Raw genomic sequence first — 20,904 nt, 5'->3', positions numbered from 1 at the left:
GCTAATGCCTCCTTATATTTCTACTTCAAAAAAGATATATTGCTCATGCACGGATGAAGAGATCTCATCGGGATAGGTATTTCCAACCGTGATAGATCCGTTATATGTATCGACAAAGGTTTTGAGAAGATCAAGTCCCAGACCGTGTCTGACCTGATTTCTTTTGGTGGTATAGCGTGTGGCAAAAATATCATGGACAAATGACGGGGTCGCCAGGGGACCGGGATTTGCAACATTAATGAAGAACGGATTTCCGGAATCGGAACGTTTTCCGAGAGTCACATAGATGGTATCGTTTTCGGCGGATGCCTCCAGTGCATTATCGATCAAAATGCCGACGATGTCAACGATCTCGGTGTCGGTACAGGGACTTTCGTAATGGTAATCATCGACGGTGACAATGAGATTTTTGCCGGAGGATGCAGCCTCGTGAAATTTACAGTACAGCAGACTGGCTAACAGTTTATTTTCGATATGCAGAAAAGAATACGATTCATTATCAATGATATTTTCTTCGAAATTAGAATAGCTTTTCAGTGCATGGCTGAGTGAATCGTAATCGTGATACGAGTCGGCAAGATGCACCAGAGAAGCAATCTGGTTATTGTATAAATGCTGCTGTTTGTGGATATTTTGGATCATATCATTCAGGATCGGCATATAGGTTTCATAGTCGCGGATCGCCTGCTTGCGCCGCTGGTCTGAAAGACTCTGCATAATGATCAGAACGCCGAGAAAAAAGAAGAAGGCGATCGAGGTAACGGTTGGCAGCAAAAGACCAAGCGACACATCGTTATATTTCAGACTCATTACGGAGATTATGATCATGACAAGGACAACGATAAGCGAGGTCGAGTAGGAGATATTCGCCAGAGACTGTACCCATTTTCGGACAGGAAGAAAATAAAGCACAGGAATCAGAAGCAGTGCACCCAGAAAGACGATCGACAGGGAGATGGGATCATTGTATCCATTGGCGTCCAAAGGAACATGCAGAATGGTAAAAAGTAAAATAAAGATGCACTGGCAGAGTGTTTCGATCAGATACCCGCAGATAACGATGTTAAAGCACTGGCTGAGAGTTTTGGAGGTGTTTAGATACAGCAGCAGGCAGTAAAGGCTCAGGATCAGCGAGAGTCCGATGGCCACCCAGTCATTGTCGTAACGTTGAATGATGATCGACGTAAAGTACATGACGATGAAGCTGATGCCGGTTGTGAGCGGACGTTTCTTCAGCTCAGCAATTTCATCGGACAGATATGCTATACAGAAAGCATACGCACCGATCTGAAAAATATTTGAAATAAAGTATGGAATTAGTGCTGCCAATGTGATACCTCCATTACTGATGCTCCGTGTAGTCTCAGTTATTCGATGTGAAAATCCTTTCCGTAAGGAATATCGTCATCAAGACCACGCAGGTGCAGTGTTTTTGTTCTTGGGTTGACCGACTGGATATATTTCTTGTTGACAAGAAAAGATTTATGGCACCGCTCAAAGGAGCCGGACAGAATATCATTCAGGGATTTCATCGTGTACTGTCTTGAGGTGATCTCACCGTGCTTTGTCATAAAATGCATATTGCGCCCAAATGCCTGAATATAATAAATCTCATCGGTGTCAAGCTTCATATAAATTCCGTCAGCCGTTTTGAATCGGATGGAATCGTTTGTTCTCAGGATCTGATCCAGCTGGCGGAATACATCCTCCTGTTGAAAAGGTTTTAAAAGATAGGCATAGCAGTGAAGATGATTTAATGCCTCATAAACATAGTCAGGAAAGCTGGTTGTAAAGATGACAGGTGTGTCCTTATAAGCGGACTTTTCCGATAGGAATTTCGCAAAGGATAAACCATCGGTATTTTCGACGTTATCATCCAGTGCGATATCAATAAAAAACGCCGTGTAATGTACAGCTTCGTCAATTTTCTTGAGTGCCATATTTAAATTGGCTGCGTATGTGTAATCGATCCGGATCGGATATTTTTCGATCATTTTAATTAGTGCTTCTGCAAAAGCAGGATTGTCTTCCAATATGAAAACAGAAGGGTTCATTGTCAGTTCCTTTCAAGTGTCTAATTTTAGTAATATGATATATTTTAGACGAAAAAAGAGTCGAAATACGTCATTTCTATTTGTAAAGCATTGTACCACTTAGTGGACAGATAAGGCAAATTGTTTTTTTCATAACCAAAATGGTATATTTCATGACAAAACGCTGGAAAAATGAAAAAAGTCGTGATAATATGAGGGCAAATAGGGTGGCAATAGAAATAAAAAGCGAATTGGGTATGAAAATGTCGAAATATTTTCTGAGGGAGTAGGAAGTGTTTTAGACGACATAGAGAATCCTTTTATATGACCGTGAGGAAGGATTCCAAACCGCAGCGGGAAGAACCACAGAATAATTTAGTTTATTCTGTGGTTCTTCTTTTTTATGGTATAGGAAAATGCTGGTTTTGCCCTTTTGGTGGGAGATTTTTGGGACAGTGCGGTGTGACGGTGAGTATGGATGTGCATCGGCAGTGCTCCGGGGATGATTGCGCCGCAGAACAAAAAATGCTATATTACTTATGATTCTAAGACAGATCAATATGATACAAATGAGGTGGCACATGGACATTACAATGGTTGGCATTGATTATACAGATGCCGGTTTAGATATACGCGGGAAATTCAGCTATACCAAGAGGGAGCAGGAGAAGACGATCACGGCACTCAGGAAGAAGGAAGGAATTTCAGGCTGCATTCTGTTATCCACCTGTAACCGGACGGAGCTTGTACTGTCGCGGACAAGGGAATGGGAGCGGGAGGAAAGGTCTCTTTTCTGTGAATTGAAGGGGCAGAGTGTGGAAGAGTATGGTTCATATCTGCATCTGCGCCGTGGAATGGATGCGGTGAAGGATCTGTTTGCGCTGGCGGGCGGTTTAAAGTCGCAGATCCTTGGCGAGGATCAGATTCTGACACAGATGAAGGATGCGGCTGATTTTTCGAGAAAATTCTTTGGAACAGATAAGATCTTAGAAACGTTGTTTCGCATGGCAGTAACAGCAGGCAAGGAGATCAAAACGAACATTAACCTGCCCTCGTCCAATCGTTCCGCTCCGCTTGCGGCGATATCCGGTCTGGAGCAAAAGGGAGCCACATTTAAAGGAGAACGTTGTCTTGTTATCGGAAATGGTGCGATGGGAAGACTGACAGCACAGCTTTTGCTGGACCGTGGTGCAGATGTTACCGTGACGATCCGGCAGTACCGCAGCGGGATTGTGGATGTGCCGGTGGAGGCAGCAAGGATTGATTATTCGAAGCGTTATGAAAAGCTTCCGGAATGCCGCTATGTTTTTTCGGCAACGGCAAGTCCAAACACAACAATCACGGCGGATAAACTGGATGCGTGTGCGCTGCAGGAGAATACGGTTTTCGTAGATCTGGCGGTGCCAAGAGATATTGAGGAGGCTGTCGGCGGAATGGACGGCGTAACTCTTTATGATATTGATGATTTCGGGGTTGAGCTTCCGGAGGAGACGAAGCAGTCGTTAGCACAGGCAAGACAGCTGCTGGAGGCAAAGGCAGCAGAGTTTGAAAGCTGGTATGATGCCAGGGATGTGGTGCCGATGCTTCTTACGATCAGCGGACAGGCATCGGAGGATGTGATCGCGCGGATCGACAAAAAGCTGCGAAAGTCGGTGCCGGAGCAGCAGGATGCCGTGGAGGATATGGTGAGTACAGCGGTTCAAAAGGTGGTTAATAAGCTGATGTTTGCGGTGCGGGATTCTGTGGATGTGTCCACTTTCAGAGAGTGTGTTGATGCGATGCGGGAGCTTTACGAGGAAGAGACGGAACGATAGAAGCATTTATGGATAGAGGAGAATGAGAGTGATGAGAACCATACGGATCGGAAGCAGGGAGAGCAGGCTGGCAGTGGTTCAGTCTGAGCTGGTGCAGAAATATCTGGAGAGTCAGGGAGTGCAGGCACCGATCGTAACGATGAAGACGACGGGGGATAAGATACTGGACCGGACATTGGATCAGGTGGGTGGCAAGGGCTTGTTTGTCAAGGAGCTGGACGCCGCACTTCTTGACGGTAGAAGTGATATCTCGGTTCACAGCCTGAAGGATGTGCCGGTGGAGATAAATTCAAAGCTTCCACTGATCGGCTTTTCGAAGCGGGAGGATCCAAGGGATGTGCTTGTCCTTCCAATGGGAAAGGATACGTTAGATCCTAAGCTGCCGATCGGCTGTTCGAGCCGGAGACGTGTGCTGCAGGCGAAGGAGCTGTATCCGGACATGACGTTTCAGAGTGTGCGCGGCAATGTGCAGACAAGGCTTCAAAAGCTGGATCGTGGGGAGTACAGTGCGTTGATCCTTGCGGCAGCAGGTCTGAAAAGACTGGGGCTATCTGAGCGGATCTCACGATATTTTACAACGGAGGAGATCATACCGTGCGCCGGACAGGGGATTCTTGCCTTACAGGGACGGGCGGACATGGATTGTGAAGTATTCCGCGGCTATGTGAATGAAGGGTCGGAATGCATCGTAAAATGTGAACGGAGCTTTATCCGTGGTGTCGGCGGTGAGTGCTCTTCGCCGGTGGCAGCCTTTGCGCAGATCATGCAGGGAGAGCTTACTCTGCGTGGAATGTACAGCGCTGGAACCGGGGAGGATGGATATGTGACCGGTGTGATGACAGGAAGCGTGGATGAGCCGGAAAAGCTGGGGGAAAAGCTTGCCTGTGAGCTTATGCGTAACTTTAAGGAGTGTTTCCGAAAGTAAAGAGAGAATCGGAGATAAAGCAATTGTCCGAAGAAAAGCAGGAGGAATCAGAATGGAACAGGGAAAGGTTTGGCTGGTGGGAGCCGGTCCGGGAGATGCAGAGCTGTTGACACAGAAGGCGGTGCGTGTGCTTCAGGAGGCAGATGTGATCGTTTATGATGCATTGGTGGGACAGGCGATCCTTGCGAAGCTTCCGGAGGAGGCGGACAAGATCTATGTGGGAAAACGTTCTTCCCATCATGCCATGCCACAGGAGGAGATCAGCCAGTGTCTTGTCAGGCTTGCAAAGCAGGGGAAGAACGTAGTCCGCTTAAAGGGAGGCGACCCTTTTTTGTTTGGCAGAGGCGGCGAGGAGATTGAGGAGCTGATCCGCGGTGGCATTGATTATGAGGTGGTGCCGGGAGTTACATCGGCACTGGCGGTTCCGGCATACAATGGCATTCCGGTGACGCACAGGGATTACTGCTCCTCTCTGCATATTATTACCGGGCATAAACGACAGGGGCAGCCGCTTCGGTTGGATTATGAGGCACTTTGCCGGATGAATGGAACGCTTGTCTTTTTGATGGGTGTGGCAGCAGCACCGGAAATCTGCTGGGGACTTATTGACGCCGGAATGGATCCGCAGATGCCGGCAGCTCTCCTGTCACAGGGGACAACGGCAGGACAGAGACGTCTTGTGTCCAACGTGTCTGAACTGCCGCAGAGAATGCAGGAGGAGAAGCTCCCGACACCGGCAATCCTGGTAATCGGAAAGGTCTGTGCGCTGGCGGAGGAGTTTGCGTGGCTCGAAAAGCTTCCGTTAGCAGGGACAAAGGTGGTTTTGACCAGACCGAGACAACGGATGGAACGGCTCTCAAAACGTTTTCGTACTCTGGGTGCAGAGGTGCTTGAGCTGCCATCGATCCGGATCTGCCCGATTTCGGAGACAGATAGACTGCAGGCGGCACTCGAGCAGATCGAACAGTATGGCTGGCTTGTTTTTACAAGTCCGTCCGGGATAGATGTGTTTTTTGAACGGTGTCTGGAATATCATTTTGATATACGAAGATTATCAGCGATTAAGATCGCAGTGATTGGCTCCGGGACGGCAAGACAGCTTGAGCAGCACGGGCTCTATCCGGATCTGATCCCACAGGAAGAATATTCTGCCGCGGCGTTAGGCGATGCGCTGGCAAAGCAGGCGGGAGCTGCGGAAAAGATACTGATCGCCAGAGCGGAGGCAGGTTCTCCGGATCTTCTTGCAAGGCTGCAGAAGGATTTCATTCATCCGGTGGACGATATCGCGATCTACCGGACGGAGGCGGTGGATCGTGAATCGGAGAATGCAGGATTTGATCTTACTGCTATGGAGACACTTGCGGAGGATGAGCGTGCGGTGTTTGTATTTACAAGTGCTTCGACTGTGCGGGGAACCGTAAAGAAGATGACTCCGGATGTCCGTGCCCGGATGCGGGTGGTCTGCATCGGAGAGCGCACGGAAGAAGAAGCACGCCGGTATGGGATCGCGGCACAGGTGGCAGAGCAGGCGGACGAGGATTCGCTGGTGGAAGCGGTGGTTTTTATGGATCAGATGCAGATTCATAAGGGCAGACCGGAAAATGAAACCGGAAGGACAGAAACAGAGATTCATGTGTCAATACCTCCAACCTGAGGCTGCGGACAAAGGATGTGCCGGAAAAATTTGTGCCGGCAAACGGTGCATATTGCAAATTAAATTTTTCTCCAGAGCATCATTGTATAGAGGAATAGGTTTGTGCTATAATAACTGCAAAATACGGATGCTTCGTATCTGTTGTGCGTTGCGCTGTAAGATTTTACCATAATTAAACAGAGATGATATGTCCGGCACACAGACGGTCTCTGACAATTACAACAACGTGTGCAGAAATGAGGATGAAAATGGATATTGTATGTTTGGACTTAGAGGGAGTATTAGTACCGGAGATCTGGATCGCATTTGCAGAGGCAAGTGGGATTCCTGAACTGAAAAGAACAACGAGAGATGAGCCGGATTACGATAAGCTGATGACATGGCGTCTGGGCATTCTCAAGGAGCATGGTCTTGGACTCAAGGAGATTCAGGAGACGATCGCAAAGATCGATCCGATCCCAGGCGCAAAGGAGTTTTTGGACGAGCTTCGTTCCATCACACAGGTGATTATTATCAGCGATACCTTCACACAGTTTGCAAGTCCACTGATGAAGAAGCTGGGCTGGCCGACAATTTTCTGTAATTCTCTGGAGGTTGCTCCGGACGGAGAGATCACCGGCTTTAAGATGCGCTGCGAGAAGTCAAAGTACACAACCGTAAAGGCACTGCAGTCCATCGGATATGATACGATCGCCAGCGGTGACAGCCACAATGACCTTGGCATGATCGAGGCAAGTAAGGCCGGTTTCCTGTTTAAGAGTACCGATCAGATCAAGGCAGATCATCCGGAGCTCCCGGCATATGAGACATATGATGAGCTGCTTGCTGCGATCAAGAAAGCACTCGGATAAGGAAGTATAAAGGCTGTAGGATAAGGAGTGTGCATTGGCAGATCTGTCGGTGTACGCTTCTTTTTTTGTGACCTTTTTATGGTGTTCATAATGACGAAAATGTTGTATACTGATAGAGAATTATCAGGAGAAAGGAACTTGGCGTATGAGATATGATGTGATAATAATTGGGGCTGGTCCGGGAGGCATTTTTGCAGCATATGAGCTGATGAAAAAGAAGCCGGATTTAAAGTTGGCTGTATTTGAGGAGGGCTATTCTCTCGAGAAGAGAAAATGTCCGATTGACGGCAAAAAGATCAAGAGCTGTGTAGGCTGTAAGCGCTGCTCGATCATGTGCGGTTTTGGCGGAGCCGGGGCATTTTCGGATGGAAAATATAACATTACCAACGATTTCGGCGGCACGTTGTATGAGTACATTGGCAAGGAGCAGGCAGTGGAGCTGATGCAGTATGTGGACGAGATCAATATGGAGAACGGCGGCGAGGGAACGCAGCTTTATTCCACCGCAGGAACGAAGTTCAAAAAGCTTTGTCTGCAGAACAAACTGAATCTTCTGGATGCATCGGTTCGCCATCTGGGAACGGATATCAACTACATCGTGCTTGGCAACCTGTACGAGAAGATGAAGGATCATATGGACTTTTATTTTGATACACCGGTCGAGACGATTCGGGAGATTGATGGCGGCTATCGGATCGTCTGCGAGAACAAGGAAAGCTACGACTGTGATAAATGTATCGTGTCGGTTGGGCGAAGCGGAAGCAAATGGATGGAAAAGGTCTGCGGGGAGCTTGGCATTCCAACGAAATCGAATCGTGTGGATATCGGTGTGCGTGTGGAGCTTCCGGCTGTGATTTTCTCACATCTGACAGATGAATTATATGAAAGCAAGATCGTTTACCGCACCGAGAAGTTTGAGGATCGTGTGCGCACCTTCTGTATGAATCCAAACGGTATCGTGGTCAATGAAAATACCAACGGGATCATTACGGTCAATGGTCACAGCTATGAAGGCAACGAGAAGAAAACAGACAATACGAACTTTGCGCTTCTGGTGGCAAAGCATTTTTCAGAACCGTTTAAGGACAGCAACGGCTACGGCGAGAGTATCGCGAGACTTTCCAATATGCTGGGCGGCGGTGTGATCGTGCAGCGCTTTGGTGATCTGGTCCGTGGAAGGAGAAGCACCGAGAAGCGTATTAATGAGAATCTGGTAACGCCGACACTTTCCGCAACACCGGGCGATTTAAGTCTTGTCCTGCCGAAGCGTATCATGGACGGAATTATCGAGATGATCTATGCATTGGATAAGGTTGCTCCGGGTACCGCCAATGACGACACGCTGTTATACGGTGTGGAGGTCAAGTTCTACAACATGGAGGTAGAGCTGGATCAAAACCTTGAGAGCTGTCATAGGGGACTTTATGTGATCGGTGACGGCAGCGGCGTGACACATTCTCTGTCACATGCATCGGCAAGCGGTGTGTATGTGGCAAGACACATTATCGGCGAGGAGTCAGCAGACAACATAGCGTAAGGGGAGGAATGATCATGAGTATGGTTCTTAATCTGAAAACGGCAAAACGATGTGCATTTTGCAAATACTGGTACGATCCGACGAACAGTGCGATCGAGCCGAAGAATCCACGGTCTAATACCTGGAAATTTGACGATCACTGTAAGAAAATGTGCCTGAAAAAGAATTATGAAATGAATTCGACTGCCTTCTGCAATAAGTATGAATGTAAGATCGAGCTGCAGTAAAGAAAATCTGCCGGCCGGAGAAAGGAATGTTGATTTAACATGACACTAAAGCATATCAGGATATTTGTGACGGTTTATCAGGAGGAGAGCATTACGCGGGCGGCGGAGAAGCTTCATATGACGCAGCCGGCGACAAGCCTTGCGATCCGCGAGATGGAGGAATATTATCACACAAAGCTTTTTGAGCGAAGCGGGCGCGGAATCCGTGTGACGTCTGCGGGAACAAGGCTTTATCCGAGTGCGGCAAGGCTTTTGTCCCTGTATGATGAGATGGATGCTGAAATGAAAAACTGGGATACCTCAGGAAGACTTCGGATCGGTTCCAGTATCAGTATCGGTTCCTGCATTCTGCCGCAGCTGATCAACCGCTTTTCCAAGAAGTATCCGGAGCTGGAGCTTTACGTTAAGGTCGACAGCTCGGATGTGATCGAACAGAATATATTGGAGAATCATCTGGACTTTGCGCTGATCGAGGGCTCAGTGCATTCGGAGAAGCTTAAGTCCTCTGTGTTTCTGGATGATGAGCTTGTGCCGGTCTGCAGTCGTTTTCATCCGCTTGCCGGTGCCGAGGATATCGAACTTGACAGTCTTAAGAAAGAACATTTCCTGATGCGTGAGCCAAACAGTGGTACGCGTCAGCTTGCGGATTCCAGCTTTGCGCTGAAGAACTTTCAGATCAAGCCGGCCTGGGAGAGCACCAGTACCGCGGCACTGATCAATGCGGTTTCGATCGGGCTTGGGATTTCGATCCTGCCGAAACGAATGCTGGAGAAGCAGCTTCGCATGCATCAGATCGCTTCGTTCACGATCCGCGATCTGGATCTGAAGCGTCATTATTCGTTGATCTATCATGAAAATAAATTTGTTTCACCGACGATGCAGGAGTTTTTTGACATGCTTGAGGACATAAAAGGATGACAGAGAGAAACGGAGAATAACATGAAGAAATTATATTTTACGAGACATGGACAGACCTTCTGGAATGTGGAAAATAAGATCTGCGGTGCCACGGATATTGCGCTGACGCCGCTGGGACATGAGCAGGCGGTGGCTGCCGGCAAATTGATCCGAGAGGGTGGCTATGCAATTGATGAGATTCTTTATTCGCCACTGGTGCGTGCAGCAGAAACCGCCCGTCATATCAGCGAGGAAACAGGAATCCCGATGCGCGAGGAGCCGCGTTTGAAGGAGCAGAATTTCGGAATATATGAGGGGACTGCCCGGAATGGCGAGGAATTTCGCCGGGCAAAGGCATGTTTTATCAATCATTTTGGCAGTGGGGAGTCGATGCTTCAGATGGCACAGAGGATCTACAATCTGCTGGATGAGATTAAGCATGATCCGTCGGGCAGGACTTATCTTCTGGTGGCGCATAACGGTATTGCAAGAATTGTGCAGTCCTATTTTCGGGAAATGACCAATGAGGAATTTGCGGCATTCGGAATCGACAACTGTTCCCTGCTGGAATTTGATCTTTGTACGGAAGAAGAACAGACAATATATACGATCACCCGGATCGAGGAGGCTGATTTTGGATGTGAGGGACGACCGGAGGGCTATGTTCCGATGGTGAAGGTCTATCTTAAGGATGAGCAGGGGATGGAACGGGTTCTTGAGATGGAGGACGCCATGATGTATCAGCGGAAGCTTGACGAGGGAGCAAGGGTAGTGATCGGCAGCGATAAAACGCTGCATGCGACAGAGAAAGGAAGATGAGATATGTTTTATGTGCCGGATGGAACCACACGCTGTGGTTATTATGAATGTAAAAGCTGTGGAAATCGTTTTCTTGACATTAAGATCGGACCGGTTCTTGTGTGCCCGTATTGTGGAGAAGAGCCGGATATGGAGATCGGACCGGACGAAGAAATGCCACAGATCAGTGAGGATGCAAAGCTGGTGAAGATGCTTGAGGGAGAGGAAGAGATCGAGAAGTATGATCAGCTCCTGAGTCTGGCGGTCACCGGTGGAGATTATAACTGGATATAACGCCTTCGTAAGGGGAAGGAAATCCTTGCGGCAGGGTCAGATCCGTGCTATCATGATGTGTATATGAAAGCGTTTTAAGGAAAAGAATCATTTATATGATGCAAGGGTCAAATACCTTTTGAGCCCATTATCATTTACATATGATACAGAATCGAATCGTGTCAGGAGACACAGGCAGACGATACGGAACTGAAAGGAGGAAGAATTATGGAAAATGCACAGAATCAGGATTTTTCGCTGCTTTCGCAGTCGGAAATTGATACATTGATCGAATTTATCAGTGATAAGAGAGGGGCGGTTGACAGCTCTGTTCTCAATCAGGCGAGCATTGACAAGCTGTTGGAGATGCTTCGTTTTAACGATGGCAGAGCTAAGAACGAGGAGATCCTAACGATCGGCGAGGTATCGGGGGCACTTGCAGAACTCGTAACGGTGCGTCAGGGTGAGGATGTCTGTGTGCTTGAGTGTTCGGTGGATCCGGACAATGATTTTGTCCGTCTGGAGGTGGTCAATGACCGGACGAAGGAACGGATGACGATCACACCGGAGATGTTCAATCAGGGAGACGGTGAGCTCTGGGGACACTGCATTGCGCCGCTTGTGCTTCACCGCATGGCGAGAGCGTTGAACGTCAAGTATACCTCAGAGACATATGAGACAATGTGCAGACGCTATGCCAGGTATATTTACGGCGACGAGTCGCGCAAACTTCCGTTTTTGTTTATGCCGGGCAACCGGGAGAATATCGCGAATATATTATAAAGCGCGATTTTTTGAGGAGATTGCCGGTATTTTGTAAGCTGGGATTTTCCGAAAAAGTACTACTGATATTTTGTGGATTAAATTGGATGGTACTGAGCCGGAGGCGGGTTATTTCCCGTGTTCCGGCTCATTTTTTGTGCTATTTACGGACTCCTTCTTTTTGGCACGGGCGGACAAAACGCCGCCGATGCGTCCGTTTTCGCGGCTGGTTAGGGATTTCCAGCCTGAGGCTACGATCTTGTCAAAGTAGCCAAGCTCGTTTGCAATCTCCCATTTGGTCTGTTCCTCGCGGGGCAGAAGACGGACATCGTCCATTGTCTTGATTTCCGGTTTTTCTTTTTTGATCATGTGGATCACCATACCTTTCCGAATGCCTGTGAATCCGGGGGTGCGCAGGCATGAAATCGTTATCCGGGATAAATCCGGATTGTTATCATCATAAGTGTTCCCGTATGGGTTTTTAATGAAACATATTGATTTACATATGGATTCATAAATAATTTGGAATATGTTATTGCTTTTTTGCTTCGGGGAGCATATACTATGCCTAAATCAATCGATTGAAATAATGAAATGGAGGAAATCACAGATGAAAAATAAATTAATCGCATTATTGTTAACAACCGTTGTGGCAGCAGGGACGGTGCTTACCGGCTGCAGTGGACAAAATAAAGAGACTGCTTCTAAGGACGCAAAGGAGATAACGATCACAAATGTTTCGTACGATCCGACCAGAGAGTTTTATGCAGCATATGATGAGCTGTTCCAGAAGCACTGGCAGAAGGAGAAAGGACAGACCGTTAAGGTTACCGCATCTCACGGCGGCTCCGGTTCCCAGGCACGTTCCGTGATCGAGGGCAACGAGGCGGATGTTGTGACGCTGGCACTGGCACATGATATCACGGCAATTCAGGACTCCGGTCTGATCGAGGACGGCTGGATGGATGAGTTTGACAAGGACAGTTCACCGTACACCTCAACAATTGTTTTTCTGGTGCGTAAGGGCAACGATAAGGATATTCATGACTGGAACGATCTGATCAGAACCGGTGTGGACGTGATCACGCCGAATCCGAAGACCTCAGGTGGTGCATGCTGGAATTTCTTGGCAGCATGGGCGTATGCCAGAGAGCAGTTTGACAACGATGAGGAACAGATCAAGAAGTTTATGAAGAAGCTGTATCAGAATGTGCTGGTACTGGATTCCGGAGCCAGAGGAGCAACCTCTACATTTGTAGAAAAAGGTCAGGGCGATGTTCTGATCGCCTGGGAGAACGAAGCATATCTGTCGATGGAAGAGTATCCGGACGACTATGAGATCGTGACGCCAAGCATCAGTATTCTGGCGCAGCCATCCGTGGCAGTCGTGGATTCTGTGGCAAAGAAGCGCGGAACCGAGGAGGTTGCCAGGGAGTATCTGAACTATCTGTATTCCGACGATGCACAGCGTCTTGCCGGGGAGAATTATTATCGTCCATCGAATGAGAAGATCTTAAAGGAGTTTTCGGATCAGTTTAATCTGGACATGAATCTGGTAACTATTGATGATTTTGGCGGCTGGGATCAGGCATTCAAGGACTATTTTGATGATGGTGCCGTGTTCGATCAGATTTACAGTGAATAAATCATGGGAACGGGGGAACGAAAATGCAGGGAATCATAAAAAAGAAAAATCCCCATGGGGTCCGGGTAATACCGGGATTTGGTTTGACGCTTGGTGTGACATTGTCAATGCTTAGCTGTCTGGTGTTGATCCCGCTCGCTTCCATTATCTGGTCAGCCGGCAAATTAAGCCCGGCACAGTTTTTTGCGGTGGTAACTTCGAAGCAGGTAATGTCCGGTTATGCGGTCAGTCTTTCCTGCGCACTGACAGCGGCGTTGATCAATGTGGTGTTCGGAGTGATCCTCGCATGGGTGTTAGTGCGCTACGAGTTTCCGGGCAAGAGACTGCTGGACGGAATGATCGAGCTTCCCTTTGCGCTGCCGACAGCGGTAGCAGGCATCTCGCTGACAACATTATATTCCGATCAGGGATGGGTAGGAGCGTTGTTTGCCAAGGCGGGGATCAAGATTGCTTATACCCGTGCCGGAATTACGATCGCGATGATCTTTATCGGTATTCCGTTTGTTGTGCGCAGCGTGCAGCCGGTGCTTGTCAAGCTTGACCGAAGCTGCGAGGAGGCAGCACAGATGCTTGGAGCCGGTAGAACAAGAACCTTTTTCAAGGTTATACTGCCGGAGCTTTTTCCGGCGGCGTTAGCAGGCTTTGGGCTTGCTCTTGCAAGAGGGGTCGGAGAATACGGAAGTGTTGTTTTTATTGCGGGAAATATTCCGTATAAGACACAGATCGCACCGCTTCTTATTATGTCGAAGTTAGAGCAGTATAAGTATAATGATGCGACGGCAATTGCTGTGGTACTTTTGATCCTTTCGTTTGTGATCATGCTGCTGATCAATTCTGTTCAGGTGTATATGCAGCGCTTTCAGGGGGGAGCAGAGAATGGCGGTTCTCTGAAAAAGGTGGTCGAAGCCTATGATAAGGACAGCCACAGTGCCGTGAAATGGGGACTAATCGGGACAGCCGTTTTATTTATGGCGGTGATGATGGTTCTGCCTTTGATCCTTGTGGTAACAAGTGCGTTAAAGGATGGCTGGAATGCCTATCTTCAGGCGGTGCTTGACGAGTACACGATCAAGGCGCTGCGCCTGACCGTGCTTGCGACCGTGTCAGCCGTGGTGGTCAATACGATCTTTGGCATCTTTGCTTCCCTTCTGATTTCGAAATATTATTTCCGTGGCAGACAGGTGCTTGCGACACTGATTGATATTCCGTTTTCCATCTCACCGGTCATCGCCGGTCTGGTGTTCAGCCTGACCTTCGGCAATCTGGGATGGATGGGAGGATTTTTGCAGGCGCATGATATCAAGATTGTATTTGCGGTGCCGGGTGTCATTCTGGCAACGATATTTGTAACCTTTCCGTTTGTATTCCGGGAGGTGCTTCCGGTCTTACAGAGTCAGGGGACAGACGAGGAGGAAGCGGCGGCACTGATGGGTGCCGGTAAATGGAGAATCTTTTCAAGGATCACATTTCCCCATATGAAATGGGCGCTGTTATACGGCATCGTTCTGTGTACAGCAAGAGCAATGGGAGAGTTTGGCGCAGTTTCCGTAATTTCCGGTCATCTGCGTGGCGTTACGAATACTCTGCCGCTGCATGTGGAGATTCTTTACAATGAGTTTAATACAACGGCGGCATTTGCAGTATCTTCGCTTCTTGTGATCATGGCGGTCGTGATCCTTGTGATCCGCACCCTGATCGTGGAGATAAGCGGTAAAAATGCATCCGAAGCAGTGTAAGAGGGCTGTCGGAGAAAGGAAAAAGGGATAAATTATGTATGTAGAAATGAAAGATATCAATAAAACCTTTGACGGCTTTCATGCGTCAAGAGATGTGTCCTTCGGCATAGAAAAAGGTCATCTGGCGGCTCTGCTCGGTCCGAGTGGCAGCGGTAAGACAACGATTCTCCGCATGATCGCCGGACTGGACCGTCCGGATGACGGAGATATTCTGGTAGAGGGGAAACGGATCAATGAGATTCCGGGAAGCCGGCGGGGGATCGGCTTCGTATTTCAGAATTATGCGCTGTTTCGTTATATGACTGTGGAGAAGAATATTGCGTTTGGACTGGAGATCCAGAAAAAGAGCAAAAAGGAGATCAAAGAGCGGGTGGATGAGCTTTTGGAGCTGACCTCGATGAAGGATCTTGGAAAAAGATATCCGCACCAGCTGTCCGGTGGTCAACGACAGAGAGTTGCCTTTGCAAGAGCACTGGCACCGAACCCGCATCTGCTTCTGTTGGATGAGCCGTTTGCGGCGATCGATGCAAAGGTGCGGCGGGAGCTTAGAAACTGGCTGAAGGAAATGATCGGTCAGGTCGGTGTGACGAGCATATTTGTGACGCATGACCAGGAGGAAGCGATGGAGGTGGCAGACACGATCATTGTCACCAACGAGGGTAGAGTTGAGCAGATCGGCACACCGGAGGAGATCTGTCTGCATCCGGCAACGGCGTTTGTGGATGAATTTATAGATTCTGCACGCTATGAGGCGTTGATGGCGGCAAAGTAGGACTTGAAGAAATGGCAAAAATCCTGTACAGTATAGAGTGAGATTCTAAAAGAAAAATGATGACTGCAATCCGAAGCATGCAGTATTTTGGAAAGGAAAGGACATAGTCATGAGAGAATTATCACTTTATAATACATTATCGAAGAAGGTGGAGCCGTTCCACTCGATCGAAGAGGGCAAGGTGAAGATGTACACTTGTGGACCGACCGTATATCATTTCGCCCACATCGGTAATCTCCGCAGCTATATGATGGAGGATGTTCTGGAGAAGTATCTGGGATATGCGGGATATGATGTGAAGCGTTGTATGAACATTACGGATGTCGGACATCTGACGAGCGATGCAGATACCGGAGAGGATAAGATGCTTGCCGGTGCAAAGCGTGAGCACAAGTCCGTTATGGAGATTGCAGAGTTCTACCGCAAGGCATTTTTCGCAGATTGCGAGAAGTTAAATATCAAGATTCCGGAGATTGTAGAGCCTGCAACCAACTGTATTCCGGAATTTATCCATATGATCGAGGTGCTGTTGGAGAAGGAATATGCATATGTCGCAGGCGGCAATGTTTATTTCGATACCAGTAAGCTTAAAGAGTACTATGTTCTTTCCGGTCAGAATGAGGAGAATCTTCAGGTTGGTGTGCGTGATGACGTTGAGGAGGATGAGAACAAGCGCAATAAGACAGACTTTGTTCTCTGGTTTACCAAGTCTAAGTTCGAGGATCAGGAGCTGAAATGGGACAGTCCATGGGGTGTTGGCTATCCGGGCTGGCATATTGAGTGCTCCTGCATCAGCATGAAGCATTTGGGCGAATATCTGGATATTCACTGCGGTGGAGTGGACAATATCTTTCCGCATCACACCAATGAGATCGCGCAGAGTGAGTCTTATCTGGGACACAAGTGGTGTAACTACTGGTTCCATGTACAGCATCTGAATGACAAGTCCGGCAAGATGAGTAAGTCCAAGGGCGAGTTTTTGACGGTTTCTCTTCTGGAGGAGAAGGGTTACAACCCTCTGGTATACCGTTTCTTCTGTCTTCAGTCACATTACCGCAAGCCTCTTTTGTTCACATACGATGTGTTAGATAATTCCAAGGTGGCATACGAGAAGCTTCGCAAGCGTGTGGCAGCACTGTCGAAGGATGGTGAGCCGGATCTGGCGGCAGCAGCATCTTATCAGGATGCATTTGCAGAGGCAATGGGAAGCGATATCAATACCTCTCAGGCCCTGACGGTATTGTATGATGTTTTAAAGGCAGATATCAGCGATGCAACGAAGCGTTATCTGGTTGAGGATTTCGATAAGGTATTCTCTCTTGATCTGACCCTAGAGGAGGAAGAGAATCAGGCGGACGATGCACTTGCAGCATTTGTTGAGGAGAAGATCGCCGAGCGTCAGGCAGCCAGAAAGGAAAAGGATTTTGCAAAGGCGGATGCGATTCGTCAGGAGCTTCTGGACAAGGGGATTGCGATCAAGGATACCCGTGAGGGAACCGTATGGAGCCTGGTGTAAATAGAACAAGGGTCATTCCCTATGATTAATAAAACGGAGATTTCTTCCGGGCGAAAGCCCGGGAGAAATCTCCGTTTTTTGACATTATAGGAAACAACAAGTTTCCTATAATGTCAAAAAGCTCCGCGAGGATGCGATCACCGCACAGAGGAAGATTGCATAAGCAATTGTGCGGTGACGCGCAAAGTGGGCAAGCCCACTTTGTTCTTACCGTATTAGGAAGGTGTTATCACTTTGCCTTTTTGCGCGCCGCACGCATGACAATCACCTTAATCGTTTTCTTTTTGCCGTTCGGAAGCCGGATCGTAATCTTTGTTGTTCCCTTTTTCTTTGCTTTAACTTTTCCCTTCTTGTTGACGGATGCGATCCGTTTGTTTTTGCTCTGAAAGGTCAGCTTCCGGTATGAACCGGAAGGGGTTACGATGATCGGCAGCTTTTTAGAACGTCCCTTTTTGATCCGGATGGTTTTCTTCTTCAGTTTCACCGTTACTGTTCCGCTTTTGGCACTCGTCTGTGTGTCAGAGACGGATGGATCAGACGGAGCGGATGAAGAAGAAGGTGATGTTGAAGCGGAACCGGACGGAGCTGCTGACGATGAAGCGGCCGGGGCAGGTGATACTGCCGGGGTACGTGATATTGCCGGGATACGTGATATTGCCGGGGTGTGTGATGCTGCCGGATCGTGGGAGGAAACGGCGGAAGGCACCGGCGCAGCCGAACCGGTCTGAGCAGGAGTGACTGATGGTGAAGCAGAGGATGGAGCCTCTGTGTTTTTCCAATTATCCACGGCATCATATTCCGTTCCGGAGATCTTGTTTCCCAGTGCTTTCAAACAGACATTATTCATATTGTAGGTTTTGTGTCCGATCGTGCAGGATGTATTGTCCATCCATTTTCCGTCTGTGTACAGAAAGCTCTGTCCTGTGCGGCTGTGATATGTGGCAAGAGTAGAGGAATCGTTGGATCCCTCGATCGGAACATAGACCTGATTACCGTTTCCCGCATAATAGGTCATGACCAGTGAGAAGCTCTCGCCGGTAGCAATCGCAGCAGGAGTGGTCAGAGAAACCGTATGGTAACCGGCATGCTTTGCTGTCCCGGAAGTGGTACACTGCGAGATCAGTGTGCCGCTTGTCGGGCGGGTGCCGGTGATATGGCGGTATACCTGAATCTGATACGGCTGATCATCGGTATAGGTGTAGAAACCGGCGGCACCGATGCTGCAGGCATTGTCGGTATCATTCGTGAATATATTCGCAAAGGAAATGTCTGAGGAATCATAAAACATATTGCCCCAGCCAATGCCGTCATACTGGAAATTTGTATCATAACGGTCTGCCGGTTCTGCCTCGAAGGTACATGCCTCGCACAGAGAAGTATCATAGTAGGATACCCAGTAATAGCCATTGGTGCTGTACTTGTAATTCTCGCCGTAGCTTCCGGCGATCAGCCATGCTCCCTTGCCCGGAGCCTCACGGGAGTACTGATTAAAGCTGTCATCCCATCCGATGATCGTGACGCAGTGGTTGGCGTCATCTGCGGTACGTTTGTGCTCGTAGGCAGAGGTGACGGTGTCATCATGGTACATATTGGAGCTGTCAAAATAAAGAGAGATATCAACGGAACCATGCTCCATGACAGCTTTCTTGATGCCGGCAATATCACTGGTATCATAGAAATTTACTTCCTTCAGATGAAGCTCGGACTGCGTACGCAATGTGTCCGGTTTTTGGGACATATCGCTGACCATCTGCTTTAATTCCTGTGAGCTTCCTGCGGAAAACGGAGCGGCACTTTCGGATACCACACCCCACCAGTTCGCTAATATGAAGCTGGCAATATAAGCGTTACCGCCGAGCTTATAATAGCTGTCCGGATCTGAGGAGTCAGTCAGACAGTCGCCGTAAAGACTGTCCGTAATATCGGACAGAGGATCATAAGCATACCAGACCAGATGGCTCTCGGAAAAGTCTGCAGTATTCAGGGAGACGAGCGCCTGACGGATGCTGTCGGATTCCAGTGCCTTGATAGCTGCAAAGGACCAGCAGCTTCCGGTGACGCCCTGATTCCGGATCGGTGTGACAAGATCGTACTCGCGGGAGTCATAGCTTGACGGGAGTGCGGCAGCCTTTCGGCGGGAACCGGTTTTGGAGGAGTGTGTCTCGATAGAAACCTCTTCGCCGTCTTCGTCAATGTATCGGGAGTGGATCAGCCCGCCGGTGCCTTTGGTATCAATGCGGCGGATGATCGACAGTGTGGAGGTATCCGATGCCTGTGTGTAAGGAACGCAGTTAAAGCCGGATACGGTAAGGGCGACGGTCATAAGGACCGCGGTAATGGTATGTTTTTTCAAAAAGAGCCCCCCTTTCTGTAAAATATGATATTCCAAGTGATGATACGGATTGCTCCATTGCCGGGCAATTTCCACAATCTCTATATTATACATTTTACCATAGAAACATGAAAAAAAGATGTCGGAATCACATTTTGTCGAAAGAAACATGAAAATGACAAGCGATGCCGTCTGTTCAGAACCGTCTCCTGCCGCTATCATGAAAGAAACAGTTTGAATCTCCTGTTAAAGAAAATACCATAAATTATTTTTTGTGACAGGCGGGTGAAGCTGGTTATTTCATCGAGGAAAAGGGAGGAAAGAATGAGGATGGATATGAAGGCACAACTGGAAAATTACAATGTGTTATTTGTTCTGATGGGAATCTGTGCATTTGCGGTTCTGATGAAGGCAGTAAGCTACGGAATGTTTCATAAGCTGCTATGGGATTCCAATCAGATGGGGACAACGAGAAACCGTTGGATGAAAGCAATGATGTCAAAGTTTGAAGCGTATTATAAGCTGCATATCAGTGTACATAATGTGGAGAATTTTGTGGACCGTTACCTGTATCATTACCGGTTTTTGGGGCTTTCCCTGCAGACCTGGGAAAACACCGGCTACTATTTTTCGGGTCTGCTTCTGGCGGGAACGGGACTTTCCTGTTTTCTGGCGGGATATTATGGGATGACGGCAGAATGGTTCTGGGTGACGGGGCTTGTGAGTCTCCTGCTTTTGTGCGTGCAGGGAGCATCGGAGCTGTTTTTTGATACCCACAAATGTCTGCGGGTGTTCCGGATCCAGTTGATCGATTACATGGAAAATACAATGAGGGCGCGTCTGGAAAACGAATATTTCAATCAGGAGGCAACGAAGCAGTATCGCAGGGAATATTTTGAGGATACGCAGGATGCTGCCGCCACCGCTGCAGCTCTGGAGGAAGGAAACGGCGAGGGGGCTGCGGCAAAGCTTTCCGCACTCAATCAGTTAAAGGAGCTTTTGGAAACCTTCCGGGAGGAAATGAAGCTTGACCGGGATATCGCCGGAAAACAGAATGCATTATCCGAACAGACAGCGGCGGAAAAGGCGCGGCTGTTTGAGGAGATATTAGAAGAATATATGTAGAATGAAA

Annotated in this window: 17 protein-coding genes and 3 pseudogenes; 16 read left to right on the top strand and 4 right to left on the bottom strand. The window is 48.3% G+C overall.

What is annotated here, in order from left to right; translation table 11 throughout:
• Positions 1-12: 12 nt before the first annotated feature.
• Both ACZLMD_RS04560 and ACZLMD_RS04555 read right to left on the bottom strand, forming a co-directional pair.
• On the bottom strand, positions 13-1,329 hold the full coding sequence (locus tag ACZLMD_RS04560; RefSeq protein WP_484107085.1) for a sensor histidine kinase: 1,317 nt from the start codon (positions 1,327-1,329) through the stop codon (positions 13-15).
• A 38-nt stretch (positions 1,330-1,367) separates the two neighbouring features.
• On the bottom strand, positions 1,368-2,054 hold the full coding sequence (locus tag ACZLMD_RS04555; protein ID WP_489495189.1) for a LytR/AlgR family response regulator transcription factor: 687 nt from the start codon (positions 2,052-2,054) through the stop codon (positions 1,368-1,370).
• 560 nt (positions 2,055-2,614) lie between these two features.
• Here ACZLMD_RS04555 and hemA point away from each other — a divergent pair.
• The 10 genes and pseudogenes from hemA to ACZLMD_RS04505 all read left to right on the top strand — a co-directional run bounded on the left by hemA (position 2,615) and on the right by ACZLMD_RS04505 (position 11,792).
• A complete protein-coding gene (hemA, locus tag ACZLMD_RS04550; RefSeq protein WP_482523626.1) occupies positions 2,615-3,847 on the top strand; it encodes a glutamyl-tRNA reductase in 1,233 nt (410 codons plus the stop codon).
• Between the two features lie 31 nt (positions 3,848-3,878).
• Positions 3,879-4,772 carry a hydroxymethylbilane synthase gene (hemC, locus tag ACZLMD_RS04545; RefSeq protein ID WP_489495188.1) on the top strand — a complete coding sequence of 298 codons (894 nt, stop codon included), beginning with the start codon at positions 3,879-3,881 and terminating at the stop codon, positions 4,770-4,772.
• 52 nt (positions 4,773-4,824) lie between these two features.
• Entirely contained in the window at positions 4,825-6,426 is a 1,602-nt protein-coding gene (gene cobA / locus ACZLMD_RS04540; protein ID WP_489495187.1) for a uroporphyrinogen-III C-methyltransferase, read from the top strand.
• Positions 6,427-6,674: 248 nt separating this feature from the next.
• Complete coding sequence (gene thrH / locus ACZLMD_RS04535) at positions 6,675-7,277, top strand: bifunctional phosphoserine phosphatase/homoserine phosphotransferase ThrH (protein ID WP_022306034.1); 603 nt, start codon at positions 6,675-6,677, stop codon at positions 7,275-7,277.
• Between the two features lie 112 nt (positions 7,278-7,389).
• Complete coding sequence (locus tag ACZLMD_RS04530; protein ID WP_482521959.1) at positions 7,390-8,814, top strand: NAD(P)/FAD-dependent oxidoreductase; 1,425 nt, start codon at positions 7,390-7,392, stop codon at positions 8,812-8,814.
• Positions 8,815-8,828: 14 nt separating this feature from the next.
• Complete coding sequence (locus ACZLMD_RS04525) at positions 8,829-9,041, top strand: hypothetical protein (protein WP_482521954.1); 213 nt, start codon at positions 8,829-8,831, stop codon at positions 9,039-9,041.
• A 39-nt stretch (positions 9,042-9,080) separates the two neighbouring features.
• The gene (locus tag ACZLMD_RS04520) at positions 9,081-9,959 is read left to right on the top strand and encodes a LysR family transcriptional regulator (RefSeq protein WP_489495186.1); all 879 of its coding nucleotides are present in this window, start codon (positions 9,081-9,083) and stop codon (positions 9,957-9,959) included.
• 21 nt (positions 9,960-9,980) lie between these two features.
• A pseudogene (locus ACZLMD_RS04515) lies at positions 9,981-10,514 on the top strand (histidine phosphatase family protein); the annotation flags it as partial.
• Positions 10,515-10,760: 246 nt separating this feature from the next.
• Positions 10,761-11,030, top strand: a complete 270-nt coding sequence (locus ACZLMD_RS04510; RefSeq protein ID WP_022306029.1) for an FYDLN acid domain-containing protein — start codon at positions 10,761-10,763, stop codon at positions 11,028-11,030.
• A gap of 207 nt (positions 11,031-11,237) precedes the next feature.
• Complete coding sequence (locus ACZLMD_RS04505) at positions 11,238-11,792, top strand: hypothetical protein (RefSeq protein ID WP_489495185.1); 555 nt, start codon at positions 11,238-11,240, stop codon at positions 11,790-11,792.
• Between the two features lie 108 nt (positions 11,793-11,900).
• Here the strand turns inward: ACZLMD_RS04505 and ACZLMD_RS04500 are convergent, their stop codons facing one another.
• Positions 11,901-12,140, bottom strand: coding sequence for an alpha/beta-type small acid-soluble spore protein (locus ACZLMD_RS04500; protein WP_118559428.1), 240 nt, complete (start codon positions 12,138-12,140; stop codon positions 11,901-11,903).
• Between the two features lie 241 nt (positions 12,141-12,381).
• On the opposite strand from ACZLMD_RS04500, the gene ACZLMD_RS04495 reads away from it, so the two are divergent.
• From ACZLMD_RS04495 to cysS, 5 genes and pseudogenes are all read left to right on the top strand, one after another.
• Positions 12,382-13,416 (top strand): sulfate ABC transporter substrate-binding protein, encoded by a 1,035-nt coding sequence (locus ACZLMD_RS04495; protein WP_489495184.1) that lies wholly within the window; start codon positions 12,382-12,384, stop codon positions 13,414-13,416.
• 23 nt (positions 13,417-13,439) lie between these two features.
• Positions 13,440-14,273 (top strand): annotated as a pseudogene (gene cysT / locus ACZLMD_RS04490) (sulfate ABC transporter permease subunit CysT); the annotation flags it as partial.
• A complete protein-coding gene (cysW, locus tag ACZLMD_RS04485) occupies positions 14,265-15,152 on the top strand; it encodes a sulfate ABC transporter permease subunit CysW (protein ID WP_118559448.1) in 888 nt (295 codons plus the stop codon). The pseudogene cysT and the gene cysW, both read left to right, overlap by 9 nt.
• A 34-nt stretch (positions 15,153-15,186) precedes the next feature.
• Positions 15,187-15,891 (top strand): annotated as a pseudogene (locus tag ACZLMD_RS04480) (sulfate/molybdate ABC transporter ATP-binding protein); the annotation flags it as partial.
• A gap of 142 nt (positions 15,892-16,033) precedes the next feature.
• Positions 16,034-17,440, top strand: coding sequence for a cysteine--tRNA ligase (gene cysS / locus ACZLMD_RS04475; protein WP_489495183.1), 1,407 nt, complete (start codon positions 16,034-16,036; stop codon positions 17,438-17,440).
• Between the two features lie 229 nt (positions 17,441-17,669).
• Here cysS and ACZLMD_RS04470 read toward each other — a convergent pair whose 3' ends face one another.
• Entirely contained in the window at positions 17,670-19,793 is a 2,124-nt protein-coding gene (locus ACZLMD_RS04470; RefSeq protein ID WP_482522983.1) for a C1 family peptidase, read from the bottom strand.
• 303 nt (positions 19,794-20,096) lie between these two features.
• On the opposite strand from ACZLMD_RS04470, the gene ACZLMD_RS04465 reads away from it, so the two are divergent.
• Positions 20,097-20,897 (top strand): hypothetical protein, encoded by an 801-nt coding sequence (locus ACZLMD_RS04465; RefSeq protein ID WP_022306788.1) that lies wholly within the window; start codon positions 20,097-20,099, stop codon positions 20,895-20,897.
• The last annotated feature ends 7 nt before the right edge of the window (positions 20,898-20,904 follow it).

Source organism: Jutongia sp. (assembly GCF_057878315.1).
This window is presented reverse-complemented; position numbering and strand designations above follow the sequence as displayed.